The following is a 22,737-nucleotide window of genomic DNA, read 5'->3' as shown; positions in this document are numbered from 1 at the left end:
ACGGGCATGAGACATGCGAAGGGGAGAAGGGAAGGGGAGAAGGGAAGGGGGAAGCCGCGAGAGCGCAGGAGGACGGGCGCTGTCGGAGGTGCGCCTCGCCTGGGTGCGGCGGGAGACAGCCCACCTGAGGTGGTGCTGGAGAGCCGGAGGAGACCGGAGGAATCAAGAAAGCGGCCGACTCGGCGGCGGGAGAAGAGAAAGCGAGAAAAGCGAGAAAAGAGAGGAAGAAACGCACTGGCGTCCATAGCAGGACGAGCACACGTGCTTTCGGCACCGTACCACCCCGGGGGCGGAATACGGGAGGGGGATACGCGAGGAGGCTACCGGAGGGGTATCGCTCAGCCGTCCATCAGCAGGCCGTACAGCAGCGGGACGCGGGGCTCCGGCAGCCGCCACCAGCCGGTCGCGGTGCGTTCCATCCGCTCCCAGCGCTGCCAGGGCAGCTCGTCGCTCTCCCGCAGCCGCCGGACGGTCAGTCCCACGTCCGTCAACGCGGTCACGACCTCTCCTATTCCGTGCATCCACTCGAAGCTCTCGGTGGCGCCCTGGACGGCGGGTCCGTCGGTGTAGGTGAAGGTCGCGTCCCGGCGCACCGGGCCGCTCCCGGCGAGATAGTCGTGGCGCAGCAGCAGCTCGGGGCCCTCGCCGGGGCCGGGGGTGGGGCCCAGCGCGTTGAGCAGCGGATGGAACTCCATCACGTACAGCGTCCCGCCCGGCTTCAGGAGCCGGGCGACGACCTCGGCCCAGCCCGGCAGGTCGGGCAGGTAGCACAGGGCGCCCTTGCCGGTGTAGACGACGTCGAAGCGCCGCCCGTCGAGCGCCGCCACGGCGTCGTACACATTGGCCTGGACGTAGGTGATGTCCAGGCCGGCCGTCGCCGCGATGTCCCGGGCGGCGGTCACGGCCGCCGGGGAGAAGTCGAGGCCGGTCACGCGCGCCGCGCCGCGCCGGGCGAAGGCGAGGGTCTCGGTGCCCAGATGGCACTGGAGGTGCAGCACATCACGCCCGGCCAGATCGCCGAGGTCGGTCCATTCGAACGGGGCGAACCAGCGCTCCGGATCGCCGCCCGTCTGCACGCCGTAGAAGCGGCTCGCCACATGGACGGGTGTACGCGCGTCCCAGTTGGCGCGGTTGGCCCGCATCAGGCGGTGGTCCTCGTCGCTGGTCATACGGCCATCCAACCGTCCCCGGCGCGGCGGTGCCGAACACGGGGGGCGGGATCAGGCCGTCCGTGCCTCGGCGTCCCGCACGATCTGTTCGTACCGGGCGCCCATCGCCTCGGCCAGCGCCTCGGCGGCGGACAGCGGCCTGACCATCACCATGAACCGGTCGATCCGCCCGTCGGCGTCGAGATGGAGGAAGTCGCAGCCGGTCAGGGCGCGGTCGCCGACCCGGGCGGTGAAGACCAGGGCGTGGTCGTCGCCGTCCGCGCTCGCCAACTCGGTCTGGTAGCGGAAGTCCTGGAAGACCTGGAAGACCGCCCGCAGGATGGCCGCGGTGACCGCCCGGCCCTCGGACGGCTTGAAGACGACCGGGCTGGAGAAGACGACGTCCTCGGCGAGCAGCGCCTCGGCGGCATCCAGGTCGCCCGCCTCGATCGCGGCGCGGAACGCGTGCATCGGATCACCCCATAGTCAATTTGTTGATTAGGTGCGGATGACAATAGTCAGCTGCTGTTAGCGTGTCCACATGTCCTTGAAATACGCCGTCCTGGCGGCCCTGCTGGAGGGCGAGGCGTCCGGCTACCAGCTCTCCAAGGGGTTCGACGTCTCCTTGGCCAACTTCTGGCCGGCCACCCCCCAGCAGCTCTACCGGGAACTGGAGCGGCTCGCCGGGGACGGTCTGATCCGGGCCCGGGTGGTGCGCCAGGAACGGCGGCCGGACAAGCGGATGTTCACCCTCACCGAGGCCGGCCGGGAGGACCTGCGGACGTTCGCCGCCGCGCCCACCCGGCGCCCCACCGCCGTGCGCGACGAACTCCTCATCAAGATCCAGGCCCTGGACGGCGCCGACCCCGCCGCCACCCGGGAACTGATCGAGGAGCGCCGCACCTGGGCGCGCGGACGGCTTGAGCGCTACGAGCGGATGCGCGACCGGATGCTGGACGGGCGCGGCGAGGACGCGTACCTGCGCGAGTCCGACCGGGTCGGCCCGTATCTGACGCTGCTGCGCGGGATCGCCTTCGAGCGGGAGAACCTGCACTGGTGCGAGCGGGTGCTCACGGTCCTCGACCGGCGCGCCGCCCGCGCGGGCCGGGGGTGACCGCGATGTTCCACCCCGAGGGACCCAGCCTGCGCGAACTCACCGTCCAGGCGCTGTCGTCCGTGGAGCACGGCTACGACCTGCTCGCCCCCAAGTTCGACCACACCCCGTTCCGCACCCCCGCTCCGCTGCTGGACGCCATGGCCGCCGCGCTCACCCGCCCCGGCGGCTACGCCCATGGCCTCGACCTGTGCTGCGGCACCGGCGCGGGCGTCGAGGTCCTCACCGCGGTGTGCCGGGAGTCGGTGACCGGCGTGGACTTCAGCGCCGGGATGCTGGACGAGGCGCGTGCGCGGGACTGGCCCGCCGCGCCCCGGGTGTCCTGGGTGCGTGCCGACGCCCGCGCGCTGCCCTTCGCGCCGCGCTTCGACCTGGTCGTCAGCCTCGGCGCGTTCGGCCACTTCCTGCCGCGTGAGCTGCCCGGACTGTTCGCCCAGGTGCGCTCGGTGCTGCGGCCCGGCGGCGACTTCGTCTTCCCGGTGCTCGCCCCGCCGCGCGCCACCTCCCGGGCGTACTGGATGCTGGCCGGTTTCGATGCTGTCATGCGGGTGCGCAACGCGCTCTGGCGGCCCCCGTTCGTCATGTACTACCGGGCCTTCAGCCCCGGCGTGATGTACCGGGGGCTGACGGACGCCGGATTCCGGGTCGGGCTGACGGCACTGCCTGTTTTCGGCCACCGCGAGGACGGCGCGCCCCGGGTACGGATGGTGACGGCCCGCGCCCGCTGAGGGGCCGTGACCCTATGAGGGTTTGATTTTCCAACTCGTGAGGCTACGGTGGTGCTCGTGACCTTGACGACCGACATCCAGACCCATGTCGACCCCGAGTGGTGGGCCTGGGAGGGAGCCCACGGCGGCCATCTCGCCGCCCTCGCCCTCACCGCCGTACGCGACCGCTTCGCCGGTGCGGCGCGCCCGGTGCGCACCCTGACCACGCACTTCCTCGCCCCCGTCGACGTCGGCCCGCTGCACTTCGCCGGGTCGGCCCCGGCGGCCGGACGCCGTACCGCCTCCTGTCTGTTCACCGGCCACCAGAACGGGGCGCCCGTCCTGCTCGGCACCGCCCTGTTCGCCCCCGACCGCCCCGGACCCTCCTACGAGGGCCGCCCCGCGCCCCGTGTGCCGGACGCCGACCGCTGCCCGGTCCTCGCGCTCCCCGGCGACCTCGCCCTGTTCGCCCGCCAGCTGGAGATCCGGCCCGCCACCGAGGACCGGCCCCTGGCCGGGGGCGAACGGGCCGAACTCACCGCGTGGGTGCGGTTCACCGACGGCCGGGCGCTGGACGCGGCGGCCGTCGCCACCCTCACCGACGTCCTGCCGCCCGCCCTCTACGCCCACTGGCACACCCCGCGACCGGTCCCCACCGCCGAGCTGACCATCCACTTCACCGACGCCCTGACCGCCGCCGCCCCCGAGGGTCCGGCACTGGTCCGTATCCGCACCGAGCGCGCGGACGGGGCCTGGGCGGTCGAGGACAGCGCGGTCTGGTCCGCCGACGGCCGGTTGCTCGCGCTGGGGCGCCAGGCCCGGCTGATCCGGGCCGCTCAGCCCGCCGCGGGCACCGTGAACTCGTAGACCAGCGCGTCCTGCCGGGTCTCCACCAGCAGATCGGTGATCTCCAGCGGCCGGGCGTGCTGATCGTGCACCAGCCGCGTCACCCGCATCGAGGGCATGTCGCCCAGCGGGATGATCGCGTCCCGGTGGTGCAGCGCCAGACCCGCCCGCCGCATCCAGTCGTAGACCCGCCGCAACTGCGCCGAGTCGCTGGTCAGCGGGCGCTCCCGGTAGCGGGCCAGCTCCGCCACCTCGGACAGCGCCACCGCCGAGAACGTGGTGACCGCCGTCCGCCCGCCCAGTCCGTCCATGCCCGCGGACGCGTAGCGGTGGACCAGCGTCGGCCGGTTCGGGGCCAGCCCCAGCGCGCGGGCGTGCTCGGCCGAGGGCAGCTCCCAGGCGACGGTCGCCCGGTCGGCGCCGCCCGGCTCCTGGATGCCCACCGGGAAGCTCAGCGCCGCCGGATGCTCCACCGGCGTCCCTGGCAGGGAGGCGTGGCTGCCGCGCCGGTCGGTGGCCACCAGGCCCTCCCGGCGCAGCACCTCCAGCGCCTGCCGGACCGTCTCCCGGCTCACCCCGAAATGCTCGGACAACTGGCGTTCCCCGGGCAGTCGTTCGCCGGGCGGAATCGTTCCGTCTCTCAACTCTCCGAGCAGCTCCGCCGCTATCCGCCGGTACAGGGGCCGCGCCTCGCCCCGAGAGTGGTCGTGCGGGGTCGTGCAGGCCATGCCTCGCCCTCCAGTGGTGACATCGCGTAGCCGTGCGGGCTCATTGCGCCACCAGAATTAGCACCGGCTCGAATCACGGAGGAAGAGTGGTCGGGAGGTTCGGCCGAAACCGGACCGTCCAGCCCCGGCCAGGCTTTGTTACAGCACGCTGTACACGGCGTTGACCAGGGCTGTCTTCCGCGGATCATCGGCGATGTGCGGGCCCATGCGGTTCATCACATAGCCCAGCGAGAGCCCCGCCTCGGGATCGGCGAGACCGCTCGAACCACCGAAGCCGTCATGTCCGAAAGCCCGTGGATTGGGTCCGAACGAGCCGCGCGGCCCGCTCAGCCACACACCGAGCCCGATCTCCGTCTCCCCGCCGAGTCCGGCCCCCAGCACCAGGTCGAGGCAGGCGCCCTGTCCCTCTCGCGCCCGCTCCACCGCCGCCGCGGACAGCACCCGCCGTCCGCGCAGTTCGCCGCGGCCCGCGAAGACCCCGTACAGCTCCGCCACCGCCCGCGCGGTGCCGTGGCCATTGGCCGCGGGCAGCTCCGCGGCCCGCCATCCGGCGCTGTTCGCGGCCGTCGCGTCCAGCGGCGGATTGCCCAGCGCGGCGATGGCCACCGGGGACAGCCGGCTGAAGATCCCGGCCTGCTCGCTGCTGTCGCCGACCGGCGACTGCACCAGCTCCGCCGCGCGCCCCGCCGCCGCCTCGGGCAGCCCGACCGTGAAGTCCACGCCGAGCGGCCCGGTCACCTCGCGCGCCAGGAACGCGCCCGGTCTCAGCCCCGACACCCGGCGCACCACCTCGCCCACCAGATGGCCGTATGTCATCGCGTGGTAGCCCGACGCCGTACCCGGCTCCCACCACGGCTCGGTGGCGGCCAGCAGCGCGACCGTCGTGTCCCAGTCGTAGAGCCGCTCCAGCGGCAGCGGCTCGCGCAGCCCGGCGAGACCGGCCCGGTGCGACAGCAGATACCGCACCGGCAGCGTCTCCTTCCCGGCCGCCGCGAACTCCGGCCAGTACGCGGCCACCGGCGCGTCCAGGTCCAGCAGCCCCCGGTCGGCGAGCAGATGGGCGCAGAGCGCCACCGGCCCCTTCGTCGTGGACCACACATTGACGACGGTGTCCCGCTGCCAGGGCCGGGTGCGGGCGGCGTCCGCCCAGCCGCCCCACAGGTCCACGACGGTCTCGCCGCCGACGGTCACACAGACCGCGGCGCCCAGCTCGCCGCGGTCCCGGAAGTTCGCCTCGAACGCCTCGCGCACCGCGCCGAACCGCGGTGCGCAGTGGCCCCGGACCTCGTGTTCCTGCTCGGACATGAGCGGCCCTCCCTCGCTGCGGGTCCGGGGCGTTCCGTCCGCACCCGGATCAACGGGAACATACCGACTAGTCGGATCGTTCGGGAAGGTCCGTGCATCGAACGGTCCCGTCGGCCCCGGTCGCCCCGCCCGTCCCGGTCGCCCCCTCAGGCGTGCGCCCGCAGCCAGCGCATCTTGGCCGCCTCCTGGTAGGGGCCGCCGCCCTCGTGGTCGTTGAAGTCGTACACCTCGATCGCCTTGTCCTCGTGCGCCCAGGCGTTGAACGCGGCGAACACCGTCGACGGCGGGCAGGTCTGGTCCTCCAGCGCCACCGAGAACAGGGCCGGGGACCGGCCGCGCGCCGCGAAGTGCACCCCGTCGAAGTACGCCAGGGTGCGCAGCACGTCCTCGGTGCGGCCCCGGTGCGTCTTCAGCCAGAGCGCGATCTCGCGGTACGGATGCCGCTCGGTCAGGGCCGTCGCGCGCGGGAAGTCGGCCAGGAACGGCACGTCCGGCGCGATCGCCACCAGGTCCGGGACCAGCGCCCCCACCGCCACCGTGATCCCGCCGCCCTGGCTGGCGCCCAGCGCGACCGTCCGGGAGGCGTCGGTCAGCGGATGCGAGCGGGCCGCCTCGACTGCCCGCACCGCGTCGGTGAAGACCCGCCGGTAGTAGTAGTTCTCCGGCGCGTCGATGCCCCGGGTCATGAAACCGGGGTACGCCGGGCCGCCCGCCACCGGGTCCGCGGTGCCGCCGCCCCCGCCCCAGGCGCTGCCCTGCCCCCGGGTGTCCATCACGAAGTGCGCCCGGCCGGTGGACGCCCACAGCAGATGCTCGTGCGCGAGGCCGCGTCCGCCGCCGTACCCGACGAACTCCACGATCAGCGGCAGCGGGCCGGTGGCGGCCGACGGGAGGGTCAGCCAGCCCTTCACCGGATGGCCGCCGAACCCGGCGAACGTCACGTCGTACACCTCGACCGTGGTCAGCCCGGTGTCCACCGGTTCGAACCGGGCGTCCAGGTCGTGCTCACGCGCCTCCTGGAGGGTCTTGGCCCAGAACGCGTCGAAGTCCTCGGGCGCGACCGAGGCGCTGCGGTACTCCCGCAGCTCGTCCAGCGGGAGATCGAACAGGGGCATACGGGACCACCTTCACGGAGGGAGCCGGGGCGCGGACACGCGGATGATCACACGGTAGGCATCAGGTGGCACGAGACACCAGGGCGGAGCGGCCGTCCGGCCCCTCCGGTGGAGGCGGGGTCAGGCCGAGCCGCGGGTCCACTCCGGTTCCGTGCGGTCCCAGTCGCGCTCCCACTCCGCCATCCGGTGGCCGAGGGCGACCCGGCGCGAGGCCGACCAGCCCAGCAGCACCACCGCGGCCGTACCGCCCCCGGCGCACACGCCCAGGGTCACCGCGTGCTGCCAGACCAGCGACGCGTCCGGCGGCGGACCCACGTCACGGTCCTGCCGGTCCAGCCACAGCCGGACCGTGTCCCCCGGCTTCGTCGTCCGGGGCGCCGAGGCGAGCGCGGTCTCCTGCCGCCCGCCGGGACCGGTCCAGCGGACCGGCACCTGATAGGCGTACGGGCCGCCGCCGACCGACGGGAGCGCCCGCCGGGGCTGACCGGTGACCAGCGCCGTCACCTGGTGCCGCTCCGCCCGCTGGGCCGCCACCGTCGCCTGCGCGTTCCCGTACGCCCACAGGCCCGTCGCGGCGCCCGCCAGCGGTGCGCCGAGCAGCAGCAGCACGGCGACCAGCAGCAGTGCCCACGCCTCGATCACGTCCGACCGGCGCCGCAGCGGACTGGACCGCCACCGCCAGCCCCGTACCCGGGTCCGCATGTCGACCTCCTCGCCTCGTGCGCGCGAGTGGTTCTAAGCACCACGTACCCCGTCCGCCGCCCTGTCGAGCCTCCCCGGGCCGAGATATCGCACCGGATACACCGGGACACAGCCGGGCGGATGCCCCGAAAGGTCCCTCGATCGTTAAAGGCGTATGAACCCTGCGGTGGCCCGGGAATAGCTCGACAGCGATCTTCCTTGCCCGAGATGCCCGATCCGGCGGCACGCACGTCCCCCGTGCCCCGGCGACAGCCCAGAAAGTGGGAGCCACCATGCCCAAGGCATACGTCTTCACCCGGAACGGCGGTCCGGAGACCGAGGCGCTCGTCGACCTGGACCGGCCCGCCCCCGGCCCCGGCGAGCTGCTGGTCGCGGTCCGCGCGGCCGGGGTCAACCCGGTCGACTACAAGATCCGCAACGGCTTCCGCAGGCCGGGCCAGGGCGCCGCCGCGTTCCCCGAGGTCTTCGGCAGCGAGGTCTCCGGAGTGGTCGTGGAGACGGGCCCGGACGTCAGCGGGTTCGCGGTCGGCGACGCGGTGTTCGGGACGCCCGTCGCGGGCGGCTACGCCGAGTTCGCCGTACTCCCGCAGCGCGTGACCGCGCACAAGCCCGCCCCGCTGTCCTTCACCGCCGCCGCGACCCTCCCGGTCGCCGCCGCCACCGCCTACGAGGGTCTCCAGCAGCTCGCGCTGCCCGCCGGAGCCACCCTGCTGGTGACCGGCGCTGGCGGCGGGGTCGGGGTCGCCGCCGTCCAGCTCGCCCGCGCCGCCGGACTGCGGGTGCTGGGCCTGGCCGGGGAGACCAAGAAGGACCTCCTCGACTCCCTCGGCGCGGTCCACATCCCCTCCGGACCCGGCTGGCCCGAGCGGGTCAGGGCCGCCGCGCCCGAGGGCCTCGACGGCATCTTCGACCTGGTCGGCGGCGAGGTCTTCGAGGAGGCCGCGGGCTTCGTGCCCGGGGGCACCAAGCTGGTCACCGCCACCGTACGGCCCGACGAGGCCGAGCGGCTCGGCGGCGCCCGGGTCGCCCGCGCCCGCACCGCCGCCGTCCTGGAGGACGTCGCCGCGCTGGCCGCCGACGGCACCCTCGACCCGCATGTGGGCCTGACCCTCCCGCTGGACCGGGCCGGGGAGGCACTGCGCGCCGTCGAGGACGGACACACCCGCGGCAAGATCGTCATCGAGGTGTCCCGATGAGCCACGACATATCCCCGACCCACGCCGACAGCGCGCCCGTGACCCCCCACCTCCTCGACAACCCGGCCCGTGCCGCGCTCACCGGCCCGCACGCCCACTTCGCCGAGCGACGGGGCCGCATCCTGCGCTACCCGGTCGACGTGTCGCCCTGGCTCGCGCTCCCCGACCGGCTGGAGCCCGACGACTGGGCGGACCTGGCCGCGCTGACCGGGCCCGGCGCCGAGGTACCGCTCCTCGGACACCAGGGGCCGGTACCGGACGGCTGGGAGATCACCTTCCACGCCGACGGCGTCCAGCTCGTCGACGACGGGACCGCCGCCGCGCCCGACCCCGAGGCGGTCGTCCTCGGCGCCGCCGACGTGCCCGAGATGCTCGACCTGGTCCAGCGCACCCGGCCCGGACCGTTCCTGCCCCGCACCATCGAGATGGGCACCTACCTCGGCATCCGGCGCGAGGGACGGCTCGTCGCCATGGCGGGGGAGCGGCTGCACCCGCCGGGCTGGACCGAGATCAGCGCGGTCTGCACCGACCCGTCCGCCCGGGGCGAGGGCCTCGCCACCCGGCTGGTCCTCGCCGTCGCCCACGGCATCCGCGAGCGCGGCGAGACCCCCTTCCTGCACACCGGCGCCGCCAACACCGGAGCGATCCGGCTGTACGAGCACCTGGGCTTCCGGCTGCGCCGCAGCACCGCCTTCATGGCGGCCCGCGCCCCGCAACCGACCGGCGAGGAACGGGCGCTGGCGGTGCCCTGACCCCCGGGGGCGGGTGTATCGAGCAGGTGTATGGTGGCCGTCCGGCCGCGGTGGACGCGGCCGTTCGACCGAGGAGGTGAGACCCATTCCCGCTGTGTCAGCCGGGGTGCTCACTCCTCGAACCGGCGCGGATCACCGCCAGGACGTGTCCTAGGACGGTGGCCGCCGGGAGCGCCCTTCGTGATCCGAAAGGCCCCCGCACGTCTCATGACAGCACCGTTCGTTCCCCCCAGCTCCCTCTTTCTCGCGCCCGATGACGTCGTCCCCGCGCTGCGCGCGGCGGGGTGTGTGTTCGCCGAGGACGAGGCCGCGCTGATCCTCGACGCCGCCCGCACCCCCGCCGAACTCACCGCGCTGGTCCGCCGCCGGATCGCCGGACTGCCCCTCGAACAGGTCGTCGGCTGGGCCGGCTTCCGGGGACTGCGCGTCTCCGTGACCGCCGGGGTGTTCGTCCCGCGCCGCCGCACCGAGTTCCTGGTCGAACGCGCCCTCGCCCGGATGCCGCGGGCGCGGGTCGTGGTCGACCTGTGCTGCGGCTCCGGCGCGGTCGGCGCGGCCCTCGCCGCGGCCCTCGACGGACCCGTCGAACTGCACGCCGCGGACATCGACCCGGTCGCGGTGGACTGCGCCACGCGCAACCTCGCCGCCTACGACGGCCGGGTCCACCAGGGCGACCTGTTCGCGGCGCTGCCCGCCACGCTGCGCGGCCGGGTCGACCTCCTCGCCGCGAACGTGCCGTACGTGCCGAGCGGCGAGGTCGGACTGCTCCCGGCGGAGGCGCGCGACCATGAGCCGCAGGCCGCGCTCGACGGTGGCGCCGACGGGCTGGACGTGCTGCGCCGGGTCGCCGCCGGGGCCCCCGCCTGGCTGTCCCCCGGCGGCCACCTCCTGACCGAGACCGGCGAACGCCAGGCGAGCGCGGCGGCGTCCGCGTACACCCGGGCGGGGCTGACGGCGGAGGTGGCGGTGTGCGGGGACACGGACGCGCATGTGGTGATCGGGCGGTGGGCGGGGTGATCGGGGCGGGCGCGGTCCCGGCCCGGGGATGGGGCTCGGCGGGGCCGGGTCCGGCGCCGGGGCGGAGGTGTCGGCGTGTGCCGGGCGAGCCCCTCGACCGGGCGCCGGGGCCCTTACGGTCGTCCCGGCGGACGCTCCCCAACAGTCCGTCTCCGGGTCGGGGCGCGGAGGCGCACGCCGGTCCCGGTCCGCGCGGAACGCGCCCTCAGATCCGGTCGCCGGCCGGCTTCCTTCGGTGCCGGGCCGGGTTGTCGCGCCGCCGCAGGCGGGTGGCGGGCGACGTCCTGCCGTCGGCCCGGTCGCCCCGGCCGGGCCGGGCACCTGGCGTGGCCACCCAGGTGGGGCGTCCGTCGTCCGGCGCCACCGCCCGTCACCCCACCGCCCGCCTGGGCGACCCCCCCTCACCCCCTCACCCCACCTCCCGGGCGCGGGCGACCAGGACGGCAACGTCGTCGTGGTTGTCGGGCTGGTGGAGGGTGCGGAGCAGATGGTCGCAGAGGTCGTCCAGGGGGCGGGACGGGTCGTCCAGCAGGGCGAGCATCGTGCTGAGGCGTTCGTCCAGGCAGTGGCGGCGGGTCTCCACCAGGCCGTCCGTGTACAGGACGAGTTGGTCGCCGGGGGCGAAGTCGAAGCTGGTGGTGGAGAAGGCGACACCGCCCACACCGAGGGGCGCGCCCGTGGGCAGGTCGAGCAGGGCGGGCGGACGGCCCACGCGCACCAGGGCCGGGGGCAGATGGCCCGCGTTGGCGATCAGGCACCGGCCGGACGCCGGGTCGTGGACCACGTAAAGGCAGGTGGCGATGGACTCCTTCAGGCCCCTGGTGATCCGGTCGAGGTGTTCCAGGAGGACCGCCGGGTCCAGGTCCAGCGGGGCCAGGGTGGTCGTCGCGGTGCGCAGCCGGCCCATGGTGGCCGCCGCGTTGATGCCGCTGCCCATCACATCGCCGACCACCAGCGCGGTACGCCCGCCCTCCAGCGGGATCACGTCGAACCAGTCGCCGCCGACCTCGCTGGTCGCCTCGGCGGGCTGATAGCGGGAGGCGACCTCCAGACCGCCGGTGACCGGCGGATGGCTGGGCAGCAGACTGCGCTGGAGGGTGAGCGCGGCGTCCCGGGCGTTCTGGTACCAGCGCGCGTTGTCGATCTGCACGGCCGCGCGGGCCGCCAGCTCCCGGGCGAGCAGCAGATCGTCCTCGCTGAACGGCAGGGGATTGCGGGTGCGCTTGAGGTCCAGCGCGCCCAGCACCTCGCCGCGCGCGATCAGCGGCACGGCGAGATAGGAGTGCACGCCCGCCCGGGAGAGCAGTACGGCGGCGGCGGGGGAGCGGGCGATCCGAGGCAGGTCGGTGTCCTTGACCTGCGCCACCAGCACCGCCTCGCCGGTGCGGACGCACTCGGTGACCAGCCGGTCCGGGCCGTAGCGGGCGACCTGGCCGGGCGGGTCGGCCGCCGCCAGCGCCTCGGACTCCCCGTCCGCGCGGACCGCGAGCGCCCGGATCACCGCCGGTTCGGACGGCCCGAGGCTGCTGCGCCGGCCCGCCACCACCGCGTCCAGCAGATCCACGGCCGCGATGTCGGCCAGCTCCGGCACGGCGACCTCGGCCAGTTCCCGGGCCGTGCGGTCCAGTTCCAGGGTGGTGCCGATGCGGGCCGACGCGTCCGCGATCAGCGCCAGCCGCCGCCGGGCCGCCTCCGCCTCCACCGCGGCCCGGTACTGCTCGGTGATGTCCACCAGCGACAGCGCCACCCCGAGCGCGGTGCCGAGCGTGTCCGCCAGCCGGTACAGGGACGCCGTCCAGACGTGGTCCTCGTCCGGGTCGGCGGGGGTACGGCCGACGACCGGGCGGTCGACCAGCGGACGGCCGGTGACCAGCACCTCCCGCGCGGCCGTCTCCAGCGCCTCCGCGTCCAGCAGCGGCAGCACCTCCCGTATCGTCCGCCCCAGGTGCGCGCCGGACGGGACGCCGTCGAGGTGCTCCAGCGCCGGGTTGACCGAGACGAAGCGCAGGGTGGTGTCCAGGACGGCGATCCCGATCGGGGACTGGTCGACCACCTGCGTCGACAGGGCCACGTCCCGCTCCAGCCGGCGGACCGTGCCCTGGTCGGCGGCCAGACCGAGGGCGTACACCTCCCCCCGGTCGTCGGTGAGCCGTATGTTGCGGAACTCCACCAGCCGGGTGGAGCCGTCCTTGTGCCGGACCGGGAAGGCGCCCGCCCAGCCCTGGCCGGTGGCCATCACGTCCGAGAACAGCTTGACCACCAGGTCCAGATGCTGTTCGTGGACCAGCACATGGGCCGCGTACCGGCCCAGCGCCTCGCCCGCCGAGTAGCCGAACAGCTCCTCCGCCTGCGGACTCCACAGCACGATCCGGCCCGTGGCGTCCAGGACCACCGACGCCACGCCCAGGACGTCCAGCAGCCCGCTGGGGCTGACCGTGCCCGTGTCTGGTCCGTCACCCTCGGTGACCGGAGATTCCGGTGAACTCATCCCGCACCGCCCTTGGTCCCGCTGTCCTCCACGGCACGTGTTCCCCCGCGCCGGTCTCCCTGTCGTAGCGCGCCCGGCGCGTTTCCTCGCGCCTCCCGCTCGTTTCTCCACCATCCCTCAACACATCGGCGCCCGTCCGGCGATCCCTTGAGCCCGGTGGCGCCGCCCCGGCCCGTGTCGGTGGTGTTCTCCCCGGGCCGGTGCTTACCTGGAGGGTGGGCGGTCCGACCAGGCCAGGGAAGGAAGCGGTCGCGATGAACGCAGCAGCCTCGCACCCGGAGTCGGTCTCCGTGGAGATCAGCGGGTGCAGCAAGGAGGACGCCCGGGTCGTGTTCGACAGCCTGTGCGCGTGCTTCGCCTCCGACCGGTGCGCCGAGGACGTGCCGCAGCAGCTCCATGAGACCCGCCCGGCGGTCTGGCTGGGCACCTTCGACGTGGCCGAGGCCCGTCCGGGCGCCGCGCCGGGCGCCGCGCCGGGCCGGCTGTCCGCGTCGGTGACGGCGGACGTACAGGGCGGCTACTGGGCCATCGACCGGTTCCGTACGACGCTGCACGCGCTGTACGCGGTACGGGACCTGTCGACCGCGTCCGGCGATCAGGAGCGTGAGCTGCATGTGCTGCTGGAGAACCGGTGATACGGGCCCGGGACGTGTTTTGCAACTAGTTGCATAAACCGTGCGCGGTCCTCTACAACTGAGGGCACACACCGCGCACGGAGGGGCCCATGAGCCGTTACCCGCATCTGCTGAGCCCGCTCGACCTGGGCTTCACCACCCTGCCCAACCGGGTCCTCATGGGCTCGATGCACATCGGTCTGGAGGAGGCGGAGAACGGGTTCGCCCGGATGGCCGCCTTCTACGCGGCACGGGCGCGCGGCGGAGTGGGCCTGATCGTCACCGGCGGCATCGCGCCCAACGAGGAGGGCCGCCCCTACCCCGGCGGCGCCAAGCTCACCACGGAGGCGGAGGCCGCGCAGCACCGCGAGATCACCGCCGCCGTGCACCGCGAGGGCGGCCGGATCGCCCTCCAGATCCTGCACTTCGGCCGCTACGCCTACCACCCCGACCTGGTCGCCCCCAGCCCTCTCCAGGCGCCCATCAGCCCCCACGTCCCGCGCGAGCTGACCGACGCCGACATCGAGCGGACCGTCGACGACTACGCCCGTACCGCCCGGCTGGCCCGCGGCGCCGGATACGACGGCGTCGAGATCATGGGCTCCGAGGGCTATCTCGTCAACGAGTTCATCGCCCCCGGCACCAACCACCGCACCGACCGCTGGGGCGGCTCCTTCGAGAACCGGGTCCGCTTCCCGCTGGAGATCCTGCGCCGGGTCCGCGCGGCGGTCGGCCCCGACTTCATCGTCATCTACCGGCTGTCCATGCTGGACCTGGTGCCCGGCGGCTCCACCCTGGACGAGGTGATCCGCCTCGGCAAGGCCGTCGAGGCCGCCGGAGCCACCCTCATCAACACCGGTATCGGCTGGCACGAGGCGCGTATCCCCACCATCGCCACCTCCGTGCCGCGCGGCGCCTACACCTGGGTCACCCGGCGGCTGATGGGCGAGGTGTCCGTCCCGCTCATCACCACCAACCGCATCAACACCCCCGAACTCGCCGAGCGGCTGCTCGCCGACGGCACCGCCGACATGGTGTCCATGGCCCGCCCGATGCTCGCCGACCCCGACTTCGTCGCCAAGGCCGCCGCCGGGACGCCCGACGCCATCAACACCTGTATCGGCTGCAACCAGGCGTGCCTGGACCACACCTTCAGCGGCCGGATCACCTCCTGCCTGGTCAACCCGCGCGCCTGCCACGAGACCGAACTCGTGCTGTCCCCCACCCGGCTGCGCCGCCGGGTCGCCGTGGTCGGCGCCGGACCCGCCGGACTCGCCTGCGCGGTGAGCGCCGCCGAACGCGGCCACGACGTGACCCTCTACGACGCGGCGGACGCGATAGGCGGCCAGCTGAACGTGGCCCGCAAGGTCCCCGGCAAGCAGGAGTTCGACGAGACCCTGCGCTACTTCCGCCACCAGCTCGCCGCCCACCGCGTCGACGTCCGGCTCGGCACCCGCGCCACCGCCGCCGACCTCACCGGGTACGACGACATCGTGGTCGCCACCGGAGTCACCCCGCGCACCCCCGACATCCCCGGCGTCGACCACCCCAGCGTCCTCGGCTACCTCGACGTCCTGTGCGACGGTGCCCCCGTCGGCGACCGGGTCGCGATCCTCGGCGCGGGCGGCATCGGCTTCGACGTCGCCGCGTACCTCACCGACAGCGGCGAGGGCGCCAGCGAGGACCCCGGGACGTACTTCCGCCACTGGGGCGTCGACACCGACTACGCCCACCCCGGCGGTCTCGGCGTCCCCGAGCGGCCCGCGCCGCCCCGCACGGTCCATCTGCTCCAGCGCAAGACCGCCAAGCTCGGCGCGGGCCTCGGCAAAACCACCGGCTGGATCCACCGGACCGAACTCAAGCACCGGGGAGTCACCATGGTCCCGGGCGCGCGCTACGACCGGATCGACGACGCCGGACTCCATCTCACCGTCGGCGGGCACAGCACCGTACTGCCGGTCGACACGGTGGTCCTGTGCACCGGCCAGGAGCCCCGCCGCGAGCTGTACGAGGAGCTGGTCGCCGCCGGGCGCCGGGTCCATCTCGTCGGCGGCGCGGACGTGGCCGCCGAACTCGACGCCAAGCGCGCGATCCAGCAGGGCACGGAGGTGGCGGCGGCCCTGTGAGACCGCCGGGCGCCCGCGCCGCCGTCCCTAGGATGACCGCATGTCACTGCCGCACGCGATCCTCACCGCCCTGCTGGAGAAGCCGTCCTCGGGCCTTGAGCTGACCCGCCGGTTCGACCGGTCGATCGGCTACTTCTGGTCGGCCACGCACCAGCAGATCTACCGCGAGCTGGGCAGACTGGAGACCGAGGGCCTCATCCGGGAACTCCCCGGCCTGGCCCCGGCCCGCGGCCAGAAGAAGAGCTACGAGGTGCTGCCCGCCGGGCGGGCCGAACTCGCCCGCTGGACGGCCGCCCCCCAGGACCCCCGGCCCCTGCGCGACACCCTGCTGCTGCGGCTGCGCGCCAGCGCGGTGGTCGGCACGGCCGGTCTCGACGCGGAGCTGCGCCGCCATCTGGAACTCCACCGGGGGCAACTGGCGCGCTACCGGGAGATCGAGGAACGCGACTTCCCACCGGGCAAGGACACCCCGCAGGACCGCATCCAGCACCTGGTACTGCGCGCGGGCATCGACCTGGAAACCTTCTGGACGAGCTGGCTGACCTACGCGCTGGAGGAGGTCGCGGGGGTGGAGGGGGCGGCGGGGTCGGCGGGGTCGGCGGGGGCGGGCTGACCGGGCGGGTCGGGTGAGCCGAGGGCCAGGGGTCGGTCCGGGCGGTGTCAGAGCCGGTACGGCTTCGACCGCTTGCGGAGGAACCAGCCCGCCGCGATCGCACCGGTGCCGACCAGGATTCCGCCGACCACCAGTGTCGCCGTGCCGTAGTCCTTGACGCCGCCGCCGATTCCGCCCAGTACGCCGCGTGACGCCGAGGGCGACGGCGACGGGGCGGGGGCGGAGGTCGCCGAGATGGTGGGGGAGGCCGGGACGGAGGAGACGATCACCGACTGGGTGCCCGCCGTGTTCCCGCCCGCGCACACCACGCTGACCGTGTAGGTGCCGGGCGTGACGTTCGACCAGGCGGCCGACTGGAGGTTCGCGGTGCCGGTCAGGGCGATCTGGCGGCCCTGCGCGAAGCTGGACTGGGCGCTGTTGAGCAGTGAGGCGTTGCCCCAGCTGCCGTTCATCTGGGTGCACACGGTGGTGGTGACCGACACCGAGGACCCCGAGGTGCTCACGGAGACACCGCTCGCCGCCCCGGCCGGAGCGGCGGCCAGGGCGACGGACACGGCGGCGGCGGTCAGGATCGGGCCGGAGCGCAGGATGTGCCGGGAAATACGCATGGGTCTGTCCCTCCGGCGGCACGGTCGGCGGTACATCCGTGGCGCCGCCGTGGTCGGGAACGTCCGTGCGCCTCACCCGCAGCCAATGCCGCCGGGCCGCCCGCCGCACCCCGGCCGCACCCGGCCAGGTGACGCGTTCCGCCGTACGGCCCCGCCGGGTTGCGGGCGGCGGCTCAGGACGCGCCGGTCGTCACCGTCAGCTCCTCGGAGTATCCGCCCCAGGTGCCGTCCGGCAGCTTCGGCCGCAGCCGGACCCGGTGGGTCTCCCCGGCCTTCTCGCCGATGTAGAAGCTGTACTCCGAGCGGCCCTCCGGCGGTTCGCCGCCCCACACCAGCGAGGTGGCGCTCTGTCCGTCCAGCTGGATCTGGTACTCCGAGATCACCCCGTCCACCGGCGGCGGCATCCACGCCAGATCGAGGTTGTACGCCCCGTCGACCTTGCTGGTGGTCGCCGTGAAGTCGGTCGGCGCGGTGTCCGCTCCGCTGTCGCCGTCCCCCTCGGCCGTGGTCAGCCGTACGGCGTTCCCGGCGGGCGACACATTGTCCGCCGCGTCCCGTGCCTTCACCGTGAACGCGTAGTCCGTGCCGGCCCGCAGCCCCGTCACCACGGCCGCGGTCTGGTTCCCGCCCACACTGTGGATCTTCGAGTCCCCCTGGAAGATGTCGTACGACACCACCTTCTGGTCGTCCTTCGCCGCGCCCCACTCCAGTTGGACCGCACGGCTTCCGGCGGCCCGTCCGGTGGTGCGGCCCGGGGCGGTGGGCGGGGAGTCGTCGGCGGCGACGGCCTGCGGGGTGGTCGCCGTGACCTCGCGGCTGTGCTCGCTGAGCCGCCCCTCGGCGTCCCGGGCGCGGACCGTGAAGACATACCGGGTGCCGGGCTTGAGCTGGACGACGTCGACCATGTGGTCCTCGGCGTCGACCTCCTCGACCTTCTCGGCGCCCCGGTAGACCTCGTAGCCGGTGATCGGGGGGTCGGCGGTGACCTGGTTCCACATCACATGGACGCTGGTGGCGCTGCCCGCCTCCGCGGTGACCCCGGCCGGTATCCCGGGCGGGCGCTCGCCGCCCTCGTCCGTCCCGCCCCAGGCGCAGGAGGACAAGAGCAGCACGGTGCCGCAAAGGAGCACGGCGGGAACGGGGGCGCGTCGCACGGTTCTGCCTCCCAGGGCGGTGGCAATGGTCCGGACCAATTCTGCGCGCCTGACGGGATCACATCAAGAGGGGAAGGTGATCCGGAAGCCCGGCCACCGGCATCCGGGCGCTGTTGGTGAGCATCGCCCGGAGTTACGTATGCTGAACACTCCTACGGCCGGATTCCCCGAACTCTCGCAGAGGGCGGGTGAGTTCACGCCTGTGGCGCGGACCGCTGTCGTCGCTGTCGCCGCGCCGGCGCGGGCGCCGGGGGCCGGAGCCGATCATGGCTCGGGCCCCCGCCCCCTGTCGCCGCCCACCCCACGGACCGACCCGCCCGGCACCCGCCGGACGGGTAGCGTCCGGCCCTGTCGGGTGGCTCCTGGATCGGAAAAAGCGTCGGATAGGGCTGAATGTCCGTCAGATCCCAGGGGATCAGATCCCAGGAGAGGAGCCTTCCTATCGTGCGTGTCCAGTCGCTGACCCTCGTCCTGGCGAGCGCCGCCCTGCTCGCCCCGACGACCTCCCCCGCGCCGTCCGCCGCCCCGGCCGCCCCGGCGCCCCCCGGCGAAGGCGCGGTCTCCGCCGCCGCCCTCCTCGACCGGGTCCGCGACTGCGCGCCCGTCTCCCCGGGGCGCTACCGCGCCGACGCCGGGGCCCGCGCCGACATCCCGGTCTGCGGCACCGGGGACGCCGTGTTCTGGAAGGCCGACATGGACATCGACTGCGACGGTCGCGCGGGACGCCACTGCAACTCCCGCACCGACCCCTACTTCTCCCCGCACACCGCCTACCAGCAGTCCGACGGCCGTGCCCTCGACTCCGAGACGCTGCCCCACATCGTCGTCCCGGTGCCCAGCGACCGCTGGGACCACACCGAGCACGGGGTGCGCGGCGGCACGGTCGCCGCCGTCGTCTACCGGGACCGGGTCCAGTACGCGGTGGTCGGCGACCGGGGCCCGCGCGACCTCATCGGCGAGGCGTCCTACGCCACCGCGCGGGCCCTCGGCATCGACCCCGACCCACGGCACGGCGGCACGGCCTCCGGAGTGACGTACATCCTCTTCAAGGACACGGTCGCCCGGCCCATCGAGAGCCACGCGGAGGCGGTGCGGGAGGGGGAGCGCAGGGCGAAGGCGTTCGTACGCCGCTGAGCTACACCTTGCGGTACGTGTACGCGTCCGCCGCCGCCGCCTCCACCGCCGCCAGGTCGGCGCCCGCCGCCGCCGTCACCACCGCGGCGACCGCCCCCTCCACGAAGGGGGCGTCCAGGAGACGGGTGTCCGGCGGGAGTTCGTCGCCCTCGGCGAGCAGCGCCTTCACGGTGAGCACCGCACTGCCCAGATCGGTCAGCACGGCCACCCCGGCGCCACGGTCCACCGAGGCCGCCGCCGCCGCGATCAGCTCCGCGCTGGTGCCCAGCTCGCCGCCCTCGGTGCCGCCCGCTGCCGCCACCGGCACCCGTTCCGCGCCGCCCGCCAGCGCCTTCGCCAGCGCGGCGACCGACGCGGCCACCTCCGCGCTGTGCGACACCAGCACGATCCCGACCGGGCGCCCGTCACTCACCGTGGGCCTCCGCGAGCGCGCCGATCAGCAGCGCCGCCGAGGTGGCGCCCGGGTCCTGGTGGCCGATGCTCCGCTCACCGAGATAACTCGCCCGGCCCTTGCGCGCCTGGAGCGGCGTGGTCGCCTCCGCGCCCTGCTCGGCCGCCGTACGGGCCGCCGCGAACGAGTCGCCGAGCGCGTCCACCGCCGGGACCAGCGCGTCGATCATCGTCTTGTCCCCGGGAGCGGCACCGCCGAGCGCCATCACCGCGTCCACGCCCGTGCGCAGCGCCCCGGCGAACTCCTCCTCGCTCACCTCGGGGGCGTCGCCGAGCGCCTTGCCCGTGCGGCGCAGCAGCGTGCCGTACAGCGGCCCCGAGGCGCCGCCGACCTTCGAGATCAACTGCTTGGCGGCGAGCAGCAGCACCCCGCCCGGGGTGTCCGGCGGCTCCGCCTCCAGCGCGGCGGTCACCGCCGTGAACCCCCGGTTCATATTGCTGCCGTGGTCGGCGTCCCCGATCGGCGAGTCGAGGGCGGTGAGCCGGTCCGCCTCACGCTCCACGGACACGGCGGTCACCGTCATCCAGCGGCGGAAGAAATCGGCGTCGAGCACGGGCACTCCTTGCGTGGTAGGTACGGTGATCCGCGCGGCGGTGCGGGCGGCTGGGCGCCGGTCACCTGCCCCAGCGCAGGCCGGGCGTGCTGACCGGGGCGTCCCACAGCCGCAGCAGCTCCTCGTCGACCTGGCACAGGGTCACCGAGGCGCCGGCCATGTCCAGCGAGGTCACATAGTTGCCGACCAGGGTGCGGGCGACCGCGACCCCGCTGCGGCCCAGCACCCGCTGCACCTCCGCGTTGAAGCCGTACAGCTCCAGCAGCGGGGTCGCGCCCATGCCGTTGACCAGGACCAGCACCGGACCGCGCGGCGGCATGTCCGCCAGGATCGCGTGCACCGCGAAGTCGGCGATCTCACCGGAGGTCATCATGGCCCGCCGCTCCCGGCCCGGCTCGCCGTGGATGCCGATGCCCAGCTCCAGCTCACCGGCGGGCAGATCGAAGGTGGGGCTGCCCTTGGCGGGAGTGGTGACCGCGCTGAGCGCGACGCCGAAGCTGCGGGAGTTCTCATTGACCTGCCGGGCGATCGCCTCCACCCGCTCCAGCGGCTGGCCCTCGTCGGCCGCAGCGCCCGCGATCTTCTCCACGAACAGCGTGGCCCCGGTGCCGCGCCGCCCCGCCGTGAACAGGCTGTCGGTCACCGCCACATCATCGTTGACCAGCACTTTCGCGATCTGGATGCCCTCGTCCTCGGCCAGCTCGGCCGCCATGTCGAAGTTGAGGACGTCGCCCGTGTAGTTCTTGACGATGAACAGCACACCCGCGCCGCTGTCCACCGCCGCGGCGGCCCGCACCATCTGATCGGGTACCGGTGAGGTGAAGACCTCGCCCGGACAGGCCGCGGACAGCATCCCCGGGCCGACGAATCCCCCGTGCAGCGGCTCATGCCCCGAGCCGCCGCCCGAGACCAGCCCCACCTTCCCGGCGACGGGCGCGTCCCGTCGGACGATCACCCGGTTCTCCACATCGACGGTCAGTTCGGGATGGGCGGCTGCCATGCCCCGCAGCGCGTCCGCGACCACGGTTTCGGGGACATTGATCAACATCTTCACGAGTCTCTCCTGTCAGCCGGCCGGGATGCCCCTCTGACCTGCGGTGACGCAGAGTCGGGGACGAGGTGCGCGGAGTGAACCGCGGTCGTTCTCCGGAGTCTCACTGATGGAAGTATCGACCTTGCGGGAGGGAAGGGCACGTGCGCCCCGGGGGGAGGAGGGGGGCGGGGCTGCGGTCCCGAGGTCGGCGGGGGCGGTGCGGTCCGTCGCCCGTTCCCGTGCCGGGGCCGGTGATGAACCGGCGGGAACTCACGCGCGGCACCCCGGCTCCCACTGTCGCGGTGGACCGCCTCGCCTTCCACCTCCCCGTGGACCGCGGAATTCACCGCCTTGTGCTGGAGAATTCAAAATGCCAAGGTCGGGGCATGGAACTGGAATTCGCGGGAGCCACCCCCTATTGCTACGCCAATTCACTGGCGATGATGCTGAATTCGGCCGCGCCCGCCCCCTCCGCGATCGAGGTGCTCACCGGGTCCCCGTTCGGCGCGCAGTGGGCCACCGGTGGGCTGCCCTACTTCGATCCGCCCGGCTGGGACCCCGACCTCGGTCTCGACCGGGCCGCCGACCTGCTCGGCTGGACCTGCCGCCACACCGCCGGGGGCGACGCGACGGCGGCCATGGCCCGGCTCCGTGCCGCCGCCCGGTCCGGACCGGTGCTCGTCGGACCGGTCGACATGGGGCTGCTGACCCATCAGCCGGAGGCCGCCGGGACGGCCGACGGCACCGACCACTGGGTCGTGGTGCTCGATGTGACGGACGATCTGGTCGTCTTCCACGACCCCGAGGGATTTCCCTTCGCCACCCTGCCTGCCGACATCTTCGCCGCCGCCTGGGACAGCCGCGCGGTGGAATTCGCCGCCCCTTTCACCCTGCGCAGTGAATTCCGGCGCGTCCGGGACGTCGATGTCCTGGACGCGGTGCGGAATTCCCTCCCGGCCGCCCGGATCTGGCTTTCGGCGGACGGACCGGACGGCGAACCCGGGGGCGGTGCCGCCGAGGCGGTGGAGCGGCTCGCGGCGCGGGTCCGTGCCGGGCTGGACGCCGCCACACGGGCGCATCTGACCGGCTTCGCCGTCCGGGTCGGCACCCGCAGACTGTCCGACGCCGCGCTGTGGCTCGGGCGGGCGGGGGCGTCCGAGGCCGCCGAGGTGGCGGGACGCCAGGCGCGGCTGCTGGGGAGCGCGCAGTACGGCCTGGCCGTCGGCGACGGGGACCGGGCGGCGACCGCGCTGGAGCGCCTGGCGGGCACGTACGCGGAACTGCGGGGAGCGCTCGGGGGAGAATGACAGCCGGTCGGCGGAGGGAAGGCGGC

23 protein-coding genes are annotated in these 22,737 nt (G+C 73.9%); 11 read left to right on the top strand and 12 right to left on the bottom strand.

Going from position 1 to position 22,737, the window contains the following annotated elements; translation table 11 throughout:
* Positions 1 to 338: 338 nt before the first annotated feature.
* Together AB0D49_RS36170 and AB0D49_RS36165 are read right to left on the bottom strand one after the other, a co-directional pair.
* The gene (locus AB0D49_RS36170) at positions 339 to 1,169 is read right to left on the bottom strand and encodes a class I SAM-dependent methyltransferase (RefSeq protein WP_362766507.1); all 831 of its coding nucleotides are present in this window, start codon (positions 1,167 to 1,169) and stop codon (positions 339 to 341) included.
* A 51-nt stretch (positions 1,170 to 1,220) separates the two neighbouring features.
* A complete protein-coding gene (locus AB0D49_RS36165; RefSeq protein WP_362766504.1) occupies positions 1,221 to 1,619 on the bottom strand; it encodes a nuclear transport factor 2 family protein in 399 nt (132 codons plus the stop codon).
* 70 nt (positions 1,620 to 1,689) lie between these two features.
* Between AB0D49_RS36165 and AB0D49_RS36160 the strand changes: the two genes are divergently transcribed.
* The 3 genes from AB0D49_RS36160 to AB0D49_RS36150 are packed head-to-tail and all read left to right on the top strand — an operon-like array spanning position 1,690 to position 3,836.
* Entirely contained in the window at positions 1,690 to 2,262 is a 573-nt protein-coding gene (locus tag AB0D49_RS36160; RefSeq protein ID WP_362766501.1) for a PadR family transcriptional regulator, read from the top strand.
* 5 nt (positions 2,263 to 2,267) lie between these two features.
* Entirely contained in the window at positions 2,268 to 2,990 is a 723-nt protein-coding gene (locus AB0D49_RS36155; protein WP_362766498.1) for a class I SAM-dependent methyltransferase, read from the top strand.
* Positions 2,991 to 3,047: 57 nt separating this feature from the next.
* On the top strand, positions 3,048 to 3,836 hold the full coding sequence (locus tag AB0D49_RS36150; protein WP_362766496.1) for a thioesterase family protein: 789 nt from the start codon (positions 3,048 to 3,050) through the stop codon (positions 3,834 to 3,836).
* Here AB0D49_RS36150 and AB0D49_RS36145 read toward each other — a convergent pair.
* From AB0D49_RS36145 to AB0D49_RS36130, 4 genes are all read right to left on the bottom strand, one after another.
* A complete protein-coding gene (locus AB0D49_RS36145) occupies positions 3,806 to 4,543 on the bottom strand; it encodes a GntR family transcriptional regulator (protein ID WP_362766493.1) in 738 nt (245 codons plus the stop codon). The genes AB0D49_RS36150 and AB0D49_RS36145 overlap by 31 nt on opposite strands.
* Positions 4,544 to 4,681: 138 nt before the next feature.
* On the bottom strand, positions 4,682 to 5,848 hold the full coding sequence (locus AB0D49_RS36140; RefSeq protein WP_362766490.1) for a serine hydrolase domain-containing protein: 1,167 nt from the start codon (positions 5,846 to 5,848) through the stop codon (positions 4,682 to 4,684).
* Positions 5,849 to 5,994: 146 nt separating this feature from the next.
* Complete coding sequence (locus tag AB0D49_RS36135; RefSeq protein ID WP_362766487.1) at positions 5,995 to 6,963, bottom strand: acetylxylan esterase; 969 nt, start codon at positions 6,961 to 6,963, stop codon at positions 5,995 to 5,997.
* Between the two features lie 120 nt (positions 6,964 to 7,083).
* The gene (locus AB0D49_RS36130) at positions 7,084 to 7,665 is read right to left on the bottom strand and encodes a hypothetical protein (RefSeq protein ID WP_362766484.1); all 582 of its coding nucleotides are present in this window, start codon (positions 7,663 to 7,665) and stop codon (positions 7,084 to 7,086) included.
* 272 nt (positions 7,666 to 7,937) lie between these two features.
* On the opposite strand from AB0D49_RS36130, the gene AB0D49_RS36125 reads away from it, so the two are divergent.
* The 3 genes from AB0D49_RS36125 to AB0D49_RS36115 all read left to right on the top strand — a co-directional run bounded on the left by AB0D49_RS36125 (position 7,938) and on the right by AB0D49_RS36115 (position 10,630).
* The gene (locus tag AB0D49_RS36125) at positions 7,938 to 8,861 is read left to right on the top strand and encodes an NADP-dependent oxidoreductase (RefSeq protein WP_362766481.1); all 924 of its coding nucleotides are present in this window, start codon (positions 7,938 to 7,940) and stop codon (positions 8,859 to 8,861) included.
* Positions 8,858 to 9,613: a GNAT family N-acetyltransferase gene (locus AB0D49_RS36120; protein WP_362766478.1), complete on the top strand. Its 756-nt coding sequence runs from the start codon at positions 8,858 to 8,860 to the stop codon at positions 9,611 to 9,613. Before AB0D49_RS36125 ends, AB0D49_RS36120 begins: the two co-directional genes overlap by 4 nt.
* 207 nt (positions 9,614 to 9,820) lie before the next feature.
* Positions 9,821 to 10,630, top strand: a complete 810-nt coding sequence (locus tag AB0D49_RS36115; protein WP_362766476.1) for a putative protein N(5)-glutamine methyltransferase — start codon at positions 9,821 to 9,823, stop codon at positions 10,628 to 10,630.
* Between the two features lie 409 nt (positions 10,631 to 11,039).
* Here AB0D49_RS36115 and AB0D49_RS36110 read toward each other — a convergent pair whose 3' ends face one another.
* Entirely contained in the window at positions 11,040 to 13,118 is a 2,079-nt protein-coding gene (locus tag AB0D49_RS36110) for a SpoIIE family protein phosphatase (protein ID WP_362766470.1), read from the bottom strand.
* A 254-nt stretch (positions 13,119 to 13,372) separates the two neighbouring features.
* Between AB0D49_RS36110 and AB0D49_RS36105 the strand changes: the two genes are divergently transcribed.
* From AB0D49_RS36105 to AB0D49_RS36095, 3 genes are all read left to right on the top strand, one after another.
* A complete protein-coding gene (locus AB0D49_RS36105) occupies positions 13,373 to 13,753 on the top strand; it encodes a hypothetical protein (protein ID WP_362766467.1) in 381 nt (126 codons plus the stop codon).
* Between the two features lie 89 nt (positions 13,754 to 13,842).
* Entirely contained in the window at positions 13,843 to 15,858 is a 2,016-nt protein-coding gene (locus AB0D49_RS36100; RefSeq protein WP_362766464.1) for an NADPH-dependent 2,4-dienoyl-CoA reductase, read from the top strand.
* A gap of 40 nt (positions 15,859 to 15,898) precedes the next feature.
* Positions 15,899 to 16,471, top strand: coding sequence for a PadR family transcriptional regulator (locus tag AB0D49_RS36095; RefSeq protein WP_362766461.1), 573 nt, complete (start codon positions 15,899 to 15,901; stop codon positions 16,469 to 16,471).
* Between the two features lie 47 nt (positions 16,472 to 16,518).
* On the opposite strand, the gene AB0D49_RS36090 is transcribed toward AB0D49_RS36095, so the two are convergent.
* Together AB0D49_RS36090 and AB0D49_RS36085 are read right to left on the bottom strand one after the other, a co-directional pair.
* On the bottom strand, positions 16,519 to 17,079 hold the full coding sequence (locus tag AB0D49_RS36090; RefSeq protein ID WP_362766458.1) for a hypothetical protein: 561 nt from the start codon (positions 17,077 to 17,079) through the stop codon (positions 16,519 to 16,521).
* Between the two features lie 173 nt (positions 17,080 to 17,252).
* Positions 17,253 to 18,233 carry a fibronectin type III domain-containing protein gene (locus AB0D49_RS36085; protein WP_362766455.1) on the bottom strand — a complete coding sequence of 327 codons (981 nt, stop codon included), beginning with the start codon at positions 18,231 to 18,233 and terminating at the stop codon, positions 17,253 to 17,255.
* A 444-nt stretch (positions 18,234 to 18,677) separates the two neighbouring features.
* On the opposite strand from AB0D49_RS36085, the gene AB0D49_RS36080 reads away from it, so the two are divergent.
* The gene (locus AB0D49_RS36080; RefSeq protein ID WP_362766452.1) at positions 18,678 to 19,367 is read left to right on the top strand and encodes a glycoside hydrolase family 75 protein; all 690 of its coding nucleotides are present in this window, start codon (positions 18,678 to 18,680) and stop codon (positions 19,365 to 19,367) included.
* 1 nt (position 19,368) lies between these two features.
* Here AB0D49_RS36080 and AB0D49_RS36075 read toward each other — a convergent pair whose 3' ends face one another.
* The 3 genes from AB0D49_RS36075 to dhaK all read right to left on the bottom strand — a co-directional run bounded on the left by AB0D49_RS36075 (position 19,369) and on the right by dhaK (position 21,425).
* Positions 19,369 to 19,779, bottom strand: a complete 411-nt coding sequence (locus AB0D49_RS36075) for a PTS fructose transporter subunit IIA (protein WP_362766449.1) — start codon at positions 19,777 to 19,779, stop codon at positions 19,369 to 19,371.
* Complete coding sequence (dhaL, locus tag AB0D49_RS36070) at positions 19,772 to 20,371, bottom strand: dihydroxyacetone kinase subunit DhaL (RefSeq protein WP_362766446.1); 600 nt, start codon at positions 20,369 to 20,371, stop codon at positions 19,772 to 19,774. Before dhaL ends, AB0D49_RS36075 begins: the two co-directional genes overlap by 8 nt.
* Before the next feature lie 61 nt (positions 20,372 to 20,432).
* The gene (dhaK, locus tag AB0D49_RS36065) at positions 20,433 to 21,425 is read right to left on the bottom strand and encodes a dihydroxyacetone kinase subunit DhaK (RefSeq protein WP_362766443.1); all 993 of its coding nucleotides are present in this window, start codon (positions 21,423 to 21,425) and stop codon (positions 20,433 to 20,435) included.
* A gap of 365 nt (positions 21,426 to 21,790) precedes the next feature.
* Between dhaK and AB0D49_RS36060 the strand changes: the two genes are divergently transcribed.
* Entirely contained in the window at positions 21,791 to 22,711 is a 921-nt protein-coding gene (locus AB0D49_RS36060) for a hypothetical protein (protein ID WP_362766440.1), read from the top strand.
* Positions 22,712 to 22,737 lie beyond the last annotated feature (26 nt).

This window comes from Streptomyces sp. NPDC048290 (genome assembly GCF_040652095.1).
Classification (GTDB): Bacteria; Actinomycetota; Actinomycetes; order Streptomycetales; family Streptomycetaceae; genus Streptomyces.
Note: the sequence above shows the minus strand (reverse complement) of the source record. Positions and strands in the feature narration are given on the sequence as shown.